The 12772-nt window shown below is 67.0% G+C and carries 13 protein-coding genes; 6 read left to right on the top strand and 7 right to left on the bottom strand.

Annotated elements, in window-relative coordinates; translation table 11 throughout:
- Positions 1-99 precede the first annotated feature (99 nt).
- The 3 genes from ACIBK6_RS26400 to ACIBK6_RS26390 all read left to right on the top strand — a co-directional run bounded on the left by ACIBK6_RS26400 (position 100) and on the right by ACIBK6_RS26390 (position 3390).
- Positions 100-744: a class I SAM-dependent DNA methyltransferase gene (locus ACIBK6_RS26400; RefSeq protein ID WP_399053985.1), complete on the top strand. Its 645-nt coding sequence runs from the start codon at positions 100-102 to the stop codon at positions 742-744.
- Positions 713-991 carry a hypothetical protein gene (locus ACIBK6_RS26395; RefSeq protein ID WP_399053829.1) on the top strand — a complete coding sequence of 93 codons (279 nt, stop codon included), beginning with the start codon at positions 713-715 and terminating at the stop codon, positions 989-991. The genes ACIBK6_RS26400 and ACIBK6_RS26395 overlap by 32 nt, the downstream gene beginning before the upstream one ends.
- Before the next feature lie 305 nt (positions 992-1296).
- Positions 1297-3390 carry a hypothetical protein gene (locus ACIBK6_RS26390; protein WP_399053828.1) on the top strand — a complete coding sequence of 698 codons (2094 nt, stop codon included), beginning with the start codon at positions 1297-1299 and terminating at the stop codon, positions 3388-3390.
- Positions 3391-4122: 732 nt separating this feature from the next.
- Here the strand turns inward: ACIBK6_RS26390 and ACIBK6_RS26385 are convergent.
- The 5 genes from ACIBK6_RS26385 to ACIBK6_RS26365 form a co-directional block, all read right to left on the bottom strand.
- A complete protein-coding gene (locus ACIBK6_RS26385) occupies positions 4123-4665 on the bottom strand; it encodes an NUDIX hydrolase (protein ID WP_399053827.1) in 543 nt (180 codons plus the stop codon).
- 74 nt (positions 4666-4739) lie between these two features.
- The gene (locus ACIBK6_RS26380; protein ID WP_399053826.1) at positions 4740-6413 is read right to left on the bottom strand and encodes a relaxase/mobilization nuclease domain-containing protein; all 1674 of its coding nucleotides are present in this window, start codon (positions 6411-6413) and stop codon (positions 4740-4742) included.
- On the bottom strand, positions 6403-7140 hold the full coding sequence (locus ACIBK6_RS26375) for a hypothetical protein (RefSeq protein WP_399053825.1): 738 nt from the start codon (positions 7138-7140) through the stop codon (positions 6403-6405). Before ACIBK6_RS26375 ends, ACIBK6_RS26380 begins: the two co-directional genes overlap by 11 nt.
- Before the next feature lie 181 nt (positions 7141-7321).
- Positions 7322-8827, bottom strand: coding sequence for a DUF3631 domain-containing protein (locus ACIBK6_RS26370; protein WP_399053824.1), 1506 nt, complete (start codon positions 8825-8827; stop codon positions 7322-7324).
- A 226-nt stretch (positions 8828-9053) separates the two neighbouring features.
- On the bottom strand, positions 9054-9251 hold the full coding sequence (locus ACIBK6_RS26365) for a helix-turn-helix transcriptional regulator (RefSeq protein ID WP_399053823.1): 198 nt from the start codon (positions 9249-9251) through the stop codon (positions 9054-9056).
- A gap of 122 nt (positions 9252-9373) precedes the next feature.
- Here ACIBK6_RS26365 and ACIBK6_RS26360 point away from each other — a divergent pair, with 122 nt between their 5' ends.
- Positions 9374-9874 carry a helix-turn-helix transcriptional regulator gene (locus ACIBK6_RS26360; protein WP_399053822.1) on the top strand — a complete coding sequence of 167 codons (501 nt, stop codon included), beginning with the start codon at positions 9374-9376 and terminating at the stop codon, positions 9872-9874.
- A gap of 24 nt (positions 9875-9898) precedes the next feature.
- Positions 9899-11053, top strand: coding sequence for a tyrosine-type recombinase/integrase (locus ACIBK6_RS26355; RefSeq protein WP_399053821.1), 1155 nt, complete (start codon positions 9899-9901; stop codon positions 11051-11053).
- A gap of 7 nt (positions 11054-11060) precedes the next feature.
- Here ACIBK6_RS26355 and sodN read toward each other — a convergent pair whose 3' ends face one another.
- A complete protein-coding gene (sodN, locus tag ACIBK6_RS26350) occupies positions 11061-11456 on the bottom strand; it encodes a superoxide dismutase, Ni (protein WP_399053820.1) in 396 nt (131 codons plus the stop codon).
- 175 nt (positions 11457-11631) lie between these two features.
- On the opposite strand from sodN, the gene sodX reads away from it, so the two are divergent.
- Complete coding sequence (gene sodX / locus ACIBK6_RS26345) at positions 11632-12057, top strand: nickel-type superoxide dismutase maturation protease (protein ID WP_399053819.1); 426 nt, start codon at positions 11632-11634, stop codon at positions 12055-12057.
- On the opposite strand, the gene ACIBK6_RS26340 is transcribed toward sodX, so the two are convergent.
- Entirely contained in the window at positions 11976-12590 is a 615-nt protein-coding gene (locus tag ACIBK6_RS26340) for a CGNR zinc finger domain-containing protein (RefSeq protein ID WP_399053818.1), read from the bottom strand. The genes sodX and ACIBK6_RS26340 overlap by 82 nt on opposite strands.
- Between the last annotated feature and the right edge of the window lie 182 nt (positions 12591-12772).

The following is a 12772-nucleotide window of genomic DNA, read 5'->3' as shown; positions in this document are numbered from 1 at the left end:
GAAGGATCTGGCCTCCGTCTCAAGTGACCTGGTCTGATTCGTTGTTGATCTCAGTTGATCTGGTTCGTCACCCTGATCACTGCACTACTCTGTCGAGCCATAAACGCGGACCGCTGGTTGGTAGACACCCGGACCTCCTACGACACGGTCGCGGTCAGCTATGCCGACCAAATACGCGAGGCTCTGGCCGGGGCGCCGTATCTTCGGGCGGCTCTGGCGCTGTTCGCCGACTTGGTGTACGCCGCTGGCGGTGGGCCGGTGGCGGACGTGGGCTGCGGACCTGGACACGTCACCGCTCACCTGCACGAGCTGGGTGTGGACGCTTTCGGCATCGACCTTTCATCCGTGATGATCGATGTGGCTCGGCGTGACCACCCTCGCCTGCGGTTCGAGGTGGGCTCGATGACGGACCTCGACCTCGCCGATGCTTCAGTGGTCGGCCTGCTCGCATTTTGGTCGTTGATTCACGTCCCCGGCGAAGCAGTGCCCACGGTCTTCGGCCACTTCCGGCGTGTGTTGCGTCCCGGCGGACCACTGCTGCTCGGCTTTCACGTCGGCGACGAGTCGAGGCTGAAGACGCAGGGCTACGGCGGTCACCCGATGAACGTCCACGTTCACCGCCGCCAGCCTGACCAAGTGGCGGCCTGGCTACGCGATGCCGGGTTCACCGTCGAGGCCCAAATGCTGATCGACCCCGACGAGAGCGTTCCAGGTGCGGTCCTCTTCGCACGCCGTCAGTCCTAGCCACGCCGGCTTCCGGGAATGGCTGATCGTCCGCCTCAACCACGGCAACAACCTCGTCTGGACCGCTCTCATCCGGCATCTCGCTTCCGGCGGCTTCGTGCATCCCCTGACCCCAGAAGCCGACGCTGCCGCCGTCGCCACCCTCTTCCAACTGCTTGACGAGTTCCTGGAAGTACGTGACAGACGCGATGGCCCGCTCAAGATCTACGGTGCCTACCAGACATGGTTGAACGCCCAAAGCTGGTAGGTTGCAGATCTTTTGAGGGTGTCTGGCGCGAGCGTGACCTGCGGGTTCTTGACGTCCCACGGCTACACCACGTCGGTGGCGCCGGGCCATACGGTGCCGACACAGGCGAATGAGTGCCGGGGAGACAGGCGGGCCGGTCGGCCGCGAGGGCTCCGGCGCAGCGATGGACTCAATCCGTACAAAATCGCAGGTGGACGCAGAGGGCGCCTGTCCGACAGCCGTGGCCTTGGTGCACTCAGAGGGCGGTACATGGGCGATGCGGGATCCCACTCGCGACTCAGGCATCTTGGACATACCGTCAGCTCATGACGCAAAACCCACCCGGCGGCCAAGATGGGGTCTCAGGGTCGTCGCTGGAAGAAGAACTGCGTAGGCACGCGGTGTCCGGGGAGATGTTCGACCTCGAGCCGGGGAAGGTGGTGGACAGGCGAGACATGCATACCTGGGGGCCTGAGCGAACCGTGTCTACAGCGGTGCTGCGGGACCTGTTGGTCAACGTACAGCAAGAGCCTGTACACGCTAAGGGTGTGCGGCTGCGTGGGGCACGCATCGACGGCTCTCTCGACCTCGAGTCCGCCATCCTTCGCTGTCCCCTGGTCCTGGAAGACTGCTATCTGGGCTGCTCCGAACCACTCAATCTTAAGTTCGCCACTGCTTCTCAACTGAGCCTTGTCCGGTGCAACCTGGCGGGGCTTACCGGCGACATGCTCGTCGTCACGGCATCATTCGATCTTTCTGGATCATGGTTTCTCACCGGCGTTGTGCGGCTTTGCGGTGCGCACATTATCGGTCGACTGGCCTGCTCTGCGGCTGATTTCCGGGCTACTGACGACCGCGGGAACGCGCTGTTTGCCGAACTGATGACGGTAGGTGGCGATTTCCTCCTCGATGACATCACATCGACCGGCGCTGTGAATCTGCGTGGTGCAGTTATCGGGGGGCAGTTAAACTGCTCTGGTGCCCAGATGGGTGTAGACATCAACCGGAACACTCTCGTCGCCGAGGGGGTGAAGGTTGGCAGCGACGTCTTCCTCCACAAAAACTTCACGGCGGCAGGCGCAGTCCGGTTTACTGGCGCGAACATCGCCGGCCAATTAAACTGCTCTAGCGCCCAGCTCACCGGTATGGATGCCGAGCATTGTGCACTTGTCGCCGAACTCGTCCACGTGCGCGGTCACCTACTGTTCAACGAGAACTTCAAGGCCAGCGGCGCCGTCCATTTGAACGGCGCGGTGATCGATGGGCAGTTGAGCCTCTCCGGCGCCCAGCTCACGGGATCCACTACCAAAGGCAACGCTCTGGAAGCCGACGGGATCAAGGTCGGGGGCGACGTCTTCCTCCACGGAGGGTTCAAAGCTGCCGGTGCGGTGCGGCTTCAGGATGCTGACATCACCGGCCAACTAGTCTGTTCCCGTGCCGAGATCACGGGCATGGACGCTGAGAGCTATTCTCTCGTTGCCGACGGAATCACTGTCGGTGGGCATGCGCTATTCAATGACGGCTTCAAAGCCTTGGGCACCGTGAAACTCGCTGGGGCAAGAATTAATGGCCACATCCTACTGGAGCCCGCTGAACTAAACGCTGCGAATGCGTTGGTGGCCCCCGGGATGCACGTCGGCCACGAATTTCGGTGGAAGCCAGCAACGCAGGTGACCGGTCTGGTCGATCTGGAACGGGCCTCGGTGCACCGACTTGTGGACTGTTGGGACGGTGATCACCCAAACGCCCACTGGCCACCGCGTGGAAAACTGCGCCTGGTTGCTTTCACATATGAGACCTTCGGTGGCCCCTCTGCGGCAAGCGGGAAACAGCGCCTGGAATGGATTCGCTGCAACCACGAGACGGCCAGCCAACTGAAGCCAGCGAGCTTCGCCTCCCAGCCCTACGAGCAGCTTTCCCGTGTTTACCGGCAAGCCGGCCAGGACAATGATGCCCGTAATATCGCCATCGCCCGTCGCCAAGACTTGCGGAAGTACGGCGACCTCACCCTACTCCGCCGGGTCTTCAACTGGCTGATGGACAAAACCATCAAGTACGGCTACGAGACATGGCGCGCGGTTGCCGGGCTTGCTGCTGTCTACGTTCTCGTGCTTCTGGGTTCGTTGGTGGCCCAGCACTACGACACCGCAATCGTCCCCGCAAAGGACACCGCGAGGCTGTCGCCTGCACCTACCGCGTCGAAGTGCACGAAGGACTATGCATGCTTCTACCCGGCGGCGTACGCCGCCGACCTGCTCGTTCCTGTCATAAATGTGCGTCAGGTGGAGAACTGGCGTCCCAACGGAGCCACCTCGTGGGGCTGGCTGTACGTCAGCGGCGTGTGGATTGCCACCGGTCTGGGCTACATGTTGACAACCCTCATCGTCATCGGTTACACCGGTCTCGTTCATAGGGAATGACACAGTAGCTCAGCACAGTGACCGCCCCGGTCGGCTGTACATCAACCGGTGATCGAGATGCGGCCGGAGCCCGCGGCAGATACGCGAACGAAGCATTGCAGTCACGGCACCCAGTGCGGCTCCCTGGCGGCCTCAGGCCCTGGCTGGCCTCGCGCCTGTGGCACCGCCCGTGGCACCCCGCTGTATGCCTACCTCGGCATCCACGGCTTCACCCCTAAGCACCCGCTGAAGCCCACTGCGAGCCGACGCCCGTTGCTCAACGCGATCGGGTGCAGATCCTTTGAGGGTTTGATTCATCTGCGATTTTGTACGGATTGAGTCCATCGCTGCGCCGGAGCCCTCGCGGCCGACCGGCCCGCCTGTCTCCCCGGCACTCATTCGCCTGTGTCGGCACCGTATGGCCCGGCGCCACCGACGTGGTGTAGCCGTGGGACGTCAAGAACCCGCAGGTCACGCTCGTGCCAGACATCCTCAAAAGATCTGCACCCAAGCTGGTATCACTCAGCCCCGTCTCCGCAGGACCAGATCGGCTGAGACGACGACCAGCATTCCCGCCTGCGGGACCAGATCACCTGAGAAAACCGCCATCCCGGCGTCCCAATCCATCTGGTCGCCGCAGGTCACAGCCCTGGCCACGGACCAGATCATTTGCGACGGGACACCACTCTGGTGACATCTATCTCGACCAGTCACACCCGACGCCAGGTAGGACCTGATCCGATAGGCGGGTCCCTATCTGTCGGTCCTGGTGGCCTCGTCGAGTAGGAGGTAGAGCAGGCCGACCAGGCTGCCGCTGCTGACGATCTCGCGGCGGTCGATCATTCCGCGGATCTCCGAGAGGGGGATCCATTCGATGCGGTCCGCCTCGTTCTTCTCGGTCGGCGGGCCGATGTACGTGGCGGTGTCCGCGCGGAAGACGTGGTGCTCGGAGTCGGTGATGCCGTTCGCCGGCTGGGCGTACACCAGGGGTTTGACCGCCTCCACCCGCCAGCCGGTCTCCTCCTCGACCTCTCGGGCGGCGGCCTGCTCCGGTGTCTCGTCCGCCTCGATCAGACCCATGGGGAGTTCCCAGCCCCAGGTGTCGGTGATGAAGCGGTGGCGCCACATCATCAGCACCCGCTTCTGGTCGTCGACCACGGCGGCCACCGCCAGGTGCCGCATGCGTACGACGTGGTGTTCCCAGCGACGGCCGTCGGGCTGCTGGACATCCACGAGCCACAGGTTGACCCAGGGGTTGCTGTAGATCTGCCGTTCGCCGTGGACGGTCCATTGCATGAGCCGAACTCCCTTTCGCCAGTGCAGCTTCCAGGATGTCATTTCGACGAGAGAGCGGGTGCCTCGTCGCGTCATCAGCGTCGCGGCTGGTGCACCTTGCCTCCTTCGACAAGGGCGTTCGTGGAAGTAGCCTCTCGGCGCCGAGGAGATCGGGGTGTTGTGGCGGTTTGTGCCGTGGCAGCTTCCCGGCGCTGGCTGGGTTGCGCGGTGATACGCCAGATCAGCACCTGGGCGGGGTTGTCGGCGGTGTCGAGTTCGCGTTCGGCGGCGGCCTCGGCCAGGAGGCGGCGGGGGCGATGGCCGGCGGTTTCGGCGCGGGCGAGGGTGGTGGTCAGGGCAGGCCAGGCAGGGTCGGCGAGGATGCGGTCGGCGTGGTCGGGGACGGCTTGGCGCACGGTGGCCTCAAAGCGTTGGACGGTCTGGGGGCGGGGCGCTCGGCGGGCGAGATCCGCCAGGGCCGGTTCGGCGACTTCGCGGTAGGTCGCCTGCAGGTGGCGGAACGCTTGCTCGGCTGCGGCGGCCTGCTGCTCGTGACCGCGCTGCTCGTGCCACTTGGCCGCGGCGCGAGCCAGGTGCACGGCGGTGAAGAGCAGGGCGATGGCGAGTCCGCCCGGAATGTTGGGGGCGTAGGCGAGTTCCTTGGCGGCCTGGCGCAGTTCGCTGGCGGCCTGATGGTCCGCGCGGATCACCGAGCGGCGTGCCCGGCTGAACGCCCTTGCTGCCGCCTGCAGTTCGGCCTGGTGCGGGCCTGGTGTGACGCGGGCCAGGTTATGCAGGGTCTCACCGAAGGCTTCCAGGTGGCCCTGGGCCACGGCGTCGTCACCCGAATCGAGAACGGTAGTGGCGGTGTACACGGCGGATTCAGTACGGCGCCACGAGTCGGCTGGATCCGCCACCGGCTGTGGTCGGTCGGCCACGTCCTGGGCGGGTAGGCGTTCGCACAGGCGGTTGAAAGATAGGTCGGGCGCGAGTTTGGAGCCGCCGAACCAGATGGTGTCGCCGGGGGCAGCCAGGCTGTAGCCGGTCACCTCGCCGGTCTCGGGGCCGATGCGGGTCTTGACCTGGATGCCGAGCGAGGTGAGGACGGTGAAGTAGTCGTCGATGCTGCGTACGGCGGCGGCGACCGCGTACGCCTGCTCGCGCAGCCACTCCCGCGCGGTCACCTCCTGCCCTTGGCGTTCGGCCTTGGCGCGCTCGGCGCCGGTGGGCGTCTTGGGTGCGGTGAGGTCACCGGACTTGAGCCGGCGGAGCCCGAACTCGGCCTCGATCCTTCGGCATTCCTTCTGAGCCCGCCAGCCGTCGCGGTTCGTGCGTGGGCGTCGGCCGTCGGCGCGGATGGTGGTGGCGAGGATGTGGATGTGGTCGTCTGCGTGCCGCACCGCGATCCACCGGCATGCCTTTTCGTCTCCCTCGGGGGCGATGCCGGTGGCGGCCACGATGCGGCGGGCGACCTCGGCCCAGTCGGCGTCGGTGAGGTAACGGTCGCCGGGGGCGGTGCGGACCGGGCAGTGCCACACGTGCTGCGGGGGCTTGGTGCCGAGTTCGCGGGTGCGCAGGTCGACGTGGTGGTCCAGGCGCCGGGCGAGCCCTGTGTAGGTGGCGGTGGGGTCGCGGCCGGGGTCGGGGGCACCGGCCATGTCCCAGGCAGCAACGATGTGAGGGTCGGTGTGCTCGTCACGCCGACCCTTGCCGAAGAGGTAGTTGATCAGGCCGAGGGTGTCGGAGCCGGTGGATACATCAGGCACCATGGCTGCCGCCTTCTGCCAGGAGCTGGTCCATCAGCCGGTAACTGGCCTCGGCTGCCTGCTCGATGCGGTCGAGGGCTGCCTCGGCGCCTTCGGGTATCGCGCCGGAGTGGATGGCGCCCATGATCTGGTTGAGGTTCGTACCGATTCGGTTCAACGCCTTGGTGTGTGCTTCTACGGCTTCCACCTGCGGGCGGCGGGGATCGTCCTCCGGGCTGCCCAGCATGTTCGCCTTGCCGAGCGCGACCGCGAGGGCGGCGTCGCCGACGAAGCTGGCGAACTTCTGACCGCGCCGCCTGGCTGCCTCGTCGATGATGCGGACAGCGGACGGGGTGAAGCGGATCTTCTTCTCCTGATCGCGTTTCTCGGTGGTGCGCTTGCGGTTCATCCGCGCGGGCAGATCGGGGGCGTCGGGCTCACGCCACGAGGGCTGTTCGACGGGCGGTCGGGTATCGGCGGGCGGCTCGGTGTGCGGGGTCGCGGAGTCGGCAGCGGGCTGCTCGGTACTGTCGGCGGCAGGCACGGTGTTGGGCTCGGCCCACCCCTCCCCGGGCTCGGGCGCCCGCTGGCGCCCGGCCCTCTCGTCCTCCGCCACCCCTGGGGCGGGGGCAAGCGCGAACGAAGCCCCGTTAGGGGCTCGTTCGCTCCAGCTTGCTGCTGTTCGGTGGGCCAGGCGGAACAGCCCCCTGCGGCGACGGGTGGAGGTGCGGTTGTTGCCGTTGTCGTGCATGGATGGTGCTCCGGTGGTGTGTGGGCAGGGCTGTGTCACATCCGTCCCGTTCGTCGCAGGGCTGGTCAGGGCAGGTACGGATGTGGGCGCAGGTACGGGGACGTCCGTCCCGGCAAGGGAGTCCGTCCCCGCGCTGACCTGCGCGGGGACGGACGGGACGGAGCGAGACGGACCCAGTGGGTCAGCGGGCGCGGCCGGGACCGGCGATACCGCCGGGCTGGCCGACGGGCAAGGATCCCGCCGGGGGAGCGGGCGGCTTGCGCTGGGCCGCAGACGCGGGCGAGGGCCGCTCGGGCAGGGGCGCCGGTTGCTGGGCGGGGGCGGGGATGTGCCGCTCCCAGGCGTCGAGGAACCTGTTACGGGCGTACGCCTTGGCCTGCTTGCCCTTGTCGAAGCGATGGTTGGCCGGACTGATGCCGAACTCCCGCAGCAGAGTGGACAGATGGTAGGCGGTCAGACCCTTGGTGCCGTACTCCGGCCACGGGGACTCGGCATCCTCATGGAGGGCGGCGAGCAGACTCTGAGTGCTCAGCACATCGGGGCTGCCCGCCCGCTCGAAGACGCGGTGGATGTCGCGCAGCAGCCGCTTCTTCAGGTCGCGTTCCTCGTCCTGGACGGCCTCGTTCCCGGTCATCGCCAGGCAGGCCGCCCGCGCGCTCGCGGGCCAGTGGCCGCCGGCCAGCTCGGCGACGATGACCAGCGGCTCCCAGGTATCCGCGGCCCGGTCCTCAACCGGCATCGCTGGCACCAGACAGGATGCGGCGTCACGCAGCGGGATCAGCCACGCGGCCAGCTGGTCGCGCAGCGCGTTCAGTTCGGGCACGGCGTACCGGGAGCGGAATGGGGTAAGCCGTTCGCCCGGTTTGCGCTTCTGTATGCGGATCACGACCGCCCGGTCCATGATCGTGTCCGGTAGATCGCCGATCCCGGCCAGCGCGGCCATGGCGAAGGTGGGGAACGCGGTCGGCTTGTGCTCCGGGCCGGAGATGCGCCAGGCGGGCCGGTTGCGCTGGTGGCCGGCGTTCAGCAGGCCGCGCAGGTCCTCCTTCTCGCCCGCCTTGGGGCCGAAGATGGTGTCGGCCTCGTCCACCAGTAGCGTCGGCGGGTTCTTGCCGATGACCCGGAAGATCACTGCCGGTGAGGTGTTCACCGTCATCATCGGCTGGTGGACGGTCTCGTGGAGCACGTCCAGAACCCGGGATTTGCCGCTCCCCTTGGTGGCTGACACGACCGCGAGGCGTGGCGCGTGCTGCAGCGCGGGCTGGATGTGGGTGGCGGCCACCCACAAGGTGACCGCCGTCAGAGCCTCCTCACTCGGCAGCACCGTGTACCGGCCGATCGCCGCGCGCAGTTCGTCCAGCAGCGCGGCACCGTCACCAGCGACCGGATCTATGGCGCCTTGCCGGTCTCCGGTCCCCGACCCGCCGTCGGTCCCCGGTGACCGGCGGGGACCGTCCCCATCACGGTCCCCGAGCGCGGTCCCAACGAGTTGGGGACCGGTCCCCAAGCCGCTGGCCTGCGCGTTCTCGGCTGTTGCCGATATCCGGTCTCCGACTTCCGGTACTTGGGGACCGGCCTCTTCTCGGGGTCGGTCTTCGGTCCCCACGCGGGTGGGACGGTGCCGGTCGGTCTCCGGCTCGGGACCGTGCTGGTCCACGCTGCTGAGACCGCTGTCGGGAATACTCATCTGGCCGGGGATCGCCACCGGTGGCCAGACAGCTTTGGGGAATGTGCTCGAAGCAGTGGGGGACGTAGCGTCCTCCATAGACGTTCCTCTCTGGTGATGGGCAGGACGGGCAAGGTCCCGCCTCTCACCGGCTCGTTCGTTCAGGGATGGGCGATCAGATGGGGAATCTCCGGCCCTCGGCGTTGGCTCGCCGGGGGCCGCTGCCATGTCCGGCACTGTCGGTGCCTCATGCGGCGAGGCCCCACTCGTCCCGGCCCTCGGCCAGCGCCGCCTCGTAGCGGAGCAACTCCGCTTCCGGGTACAGCACCCGCTTCCCGATCTTGACGCCGCGCGGGCCTTTCCCGATCTGCCGCCAATAGCGAACCGTGCTCTCGGCCGTGCGGTAGCGCTCGGCAACCTCGGCAGTGGTCAGGTATCGCGCCATGCAGTTTCCCATCTGACTAGGCAGTGAATCGATCTGCATAATCTCTACCAGGCGATCGGTGATTAACCAAATCGGGAAGCTCATGTTTCAATTGGGGTAGTGATGGTGAGGATGGGAGAGCAATGGCAGACGACAAGGCAGGTGGCGCGGAGGTGCCCCTGCTGTACAGCGAGGGGAACGCCGCCGCGCGTGTGGCGCTGGAGCGGGAAGTGCGGGGCTGGAGCACCACCGAACTGGCGGAGCGGGTGACCAAGGCTGGCGTGAAGATGAACCAGACCGCGGTCTGGCGCATCGAGAACGGCGAGCCGCGCCGTCGCATCAACCTCGACGAGGCCCTTGCCTTCGCCAGAGTCTTCGAGCTCCCCCTCGAAGAGTTGATGTCCCCGCCGCTCGAAGGCATCGACATGGACGGGCGGCGCCTCGTCCAGGAAGCCGTCGAAGCGTTCTACGAGTCCCGCGACGCGCAGGACCGTCTCCATCACGCCGTCGTCGCGACGGTCGAGCACATCCAGGCCCACCCCGACAGCTCGCGCGCCATCCACCAGCAGTGCCTTCGTCTCATGGGCGACGAGCGCGACGCCCGCGCCCTCACCGAGTACATCGAGAGCGGCGGCTACTACTGATAACCAACCCAAGGGAGAACCGACTTGGCCAACATCCAGAAGCGCCCCAATGGCAAGTGGCGCGCCCGCTACCGCGACCTTGACGGCAAGGAGCACGCCCGCCACTTCGACCGGAAGCTAGACGCCCAGCGCTGGCTCGACGAGGTCACGACCAGCATGGTCACCGGCCTGTACGTCGACCCGCGTGCGGGGAAGATCTCGTTCGAGAAGTACGCGGCCAAGTGGGAGGGGGAGCTGATCGCCGGTGAGGCGGGGACGCGTATCACCGACAACGCGCTGCGAGTTCACCTCATACCCGCGCTCGGCTCATACGCGATGGCGTCCCTGCGCCGCAGCCACATCCAAGCCCTGTTCAAGAAGCTCTCCGAGCAGCTGGGGCCCGGCAGCGTCCGCAACGTCTACGACGTCCTCGTTCGCGTCATGACGGCCGCCGTCGAGGACAAGGTCATCCCCGTGACGCCGTGCAAGCGGATCACCCTTCCGCCCATCCCGGACGACGAGATCACGCCGCCCACCGTCGCGCAGGTCGAGGAGATGGTCGGCCTCACGCCGCCCTATATCCGGGCGGCGATCGTCGTCCTCGCCGGATCGGGGTTGCGCATAGGCGAGTTGCTCGGGCTGAAGGTCTCGGACATCGACTTCAAGAACGGCACTCTCCGCGTTGAGCGGCAGCGTCTCCAGTCCGGTCTGATCGGCCCGCCGAAGACCGGCAAATCCCGGCGCACGGTTCCGGTCGGGGAGGTCGTCACCGACGCACTCCTCGCGCATCTCGCCGCACGCCCCTCCAAGGAGTGGCTGTTCACCATGGAGGAGTACGAACCCCTCAACTACCGCCGCTGGAAGACCGAATGGAACTGCGCCCGTAAGGCGCTCCAAGTGGCGGAGAGCGAGGCGGCCGAGCGTGAGGGCCGAAAGCCCGTCGAGCTGCCGCACATGGTGACCCATGACCTGCGGCACTTCTTCGCCTCCGCGCTGATCGCCGGCGGGGCAAGTGTCAAGCAGGTTCAGCTCGTTCTCGGCCATGCGTCCGCGGTCATCACTCTGCGGACCTACGCGCACCTCTGGCCGGGGGAAGAAGACCGCACCCGGACCGTCATGGACGCCGTGCTCGGCGGCCTGCGGACCGGGTGCGGACAGACGGCCGACGTGACCCGCGAAACCGCAGGTCAGACGGCCTGACCAGAGATCAGGCCTTCTTGGTCTCCCAGAAGATGCGGTCGATCTCGGCGATGAGTTCGAGCGCCTTCTCGCCGGTCTTCGGGTCGGTCGACGCCTTGGCGGCCGAGAGGGCCTTCAGGGTGTCGTTGACCAGCTGGTGGAGCTGGGGGTACTTCTCGAAGTGCGGCGGCTTGAAGTAGTCGCTCCACAGCACGGAGACGTGGTGCTTCGCGAGCTCCGCACGCTGCTCCTTGATGACCACGGCACGCGCACGGAAGTGCTCGTCCTCGTTGGCCTGGTACTTCTCCTGTACGGCCTTGACCGACTCCGCCTCGATGCGGGCCTGGGCCGGGTCGTACACACCGCAGGGCAGGTCGCAGTGCGCGCTGACCTTCACCTTGGGGGCAAACAGGCGGGAAAGCATTGAGCTGTCCTTCCTCGTGATCGTCTTCTCAGGTGGGACATTACTCGGTGAGAGACGGGTTTTCGCGGCTGCCCCCGTGGGCTTAGGTCAAAAGTCCAGGGTCACCATGGGACTCGTGGCGGAACGTACCGTGGGACCGGTGGCGGGGTGCCGACGGCCGGGAGGTGGGTGACGTATGACGGATGAGGGGCGGGAGCCGAGGGTGCCGCTGGGGATCGCCGAGGTCCTGGGGACCTCGATGGTGCCCACGCTGCTGCACGGGGACCAGCTGCTGGTGCACTACGGGGCCGAGCTGCGGGTCGGCGACGTGGCGGTGCTGCGCCACCCGTTGCAGCAGGACCTGCTCATCGTCAAGCGGTTGATGGAGTTGCGCGAGAGCGGCTGGTGGGTGCTCGGCGACAACACCGGCGACGAGGTCGTCGACAGCCGGGCCTTCGGCGCCGTGCCGGTCGAGCTCGTGCTCGGCCGGGTGCGCGGACGGTACCGGCCGATGACGGCCGGGCGCCGGCGCACCGTCGGCTACTTGGCGTTCTGGGCCGTCTCCTCCGTGCGGCCGGTGTTCTCCGACCGCTCGGTCTCCAGGCGCTTGCGGGCCCGGTAGGCGGCCACATTGGCCCGGGTCGCGCAGCGGTCCGAGCAGTAGCGGCGCGAACGGTTGGTCGAGGTGTCCAGGTAGGCGTTGCGGCAGGGTGCCGCCTGGCACAGGCCGAGCCGGTCGACCCCGTACTCCGTGAGGTGGAAGGCCAGGCCCATCGAGGCGATCGCCGCGTAGCCCGCCGTCGCGTTCGAGGGGTGGTCGGCCAGGTGCATGTGCCACAGCGGGCGGTCGTCCTCGTCCCGGTGGTCGTGGCCGGACACCTGGGGGCTGACCGGGAATTCGAGCAGCAGCGAGTTGAGCAGGTCCACCGCCTGGACCTCCTCGCCCCGGTCGGCCGCTTCGAAGACCGCCCGCAGCCGGGCCCGTACCGAGCGGAAGCGCGTCACATCCGCGTCCGTCGCCCGGCGGGCCGCCGACTGGTTCCCGCCGAACAGTTCGCGCACCGCGTCGACCGAGGTCAGCACGTCCTTGTTGCGGGCCGGCTCCTCGGTGTTGACCAAGCGCACGGCATAGTCCGAGTAATAGGCCAGTTCCACTTGTAGTCCTTACGGCGGCGGTCTAGGGTCCGGGGTGTTCCAGGTAACGGCTGGGTACCCTTTGAGGGTATTACAGAGTGGCTTCCAAGGAGGGGTTACGGTGTCGGGGACTGTCGCCGGGGCCGGTACGGGCACCGACCGGCGGGGTCGGCAGGACGGCTGGGACCGGTAGCGGGAGTGGT

This window comes from Streptomyces sp. NPDC050485 (genome assembly GCF_044458185.1).
GTDB lineage: Bacteria > Actinomycetota > Actinomycetes > Streptomycetales > Streptomycetaceae > Streptomyces.
Note: the sequence above shows the minus strand (reverse complement) of the source record. Positions and strands in the feature narration are given on the sequence as shown.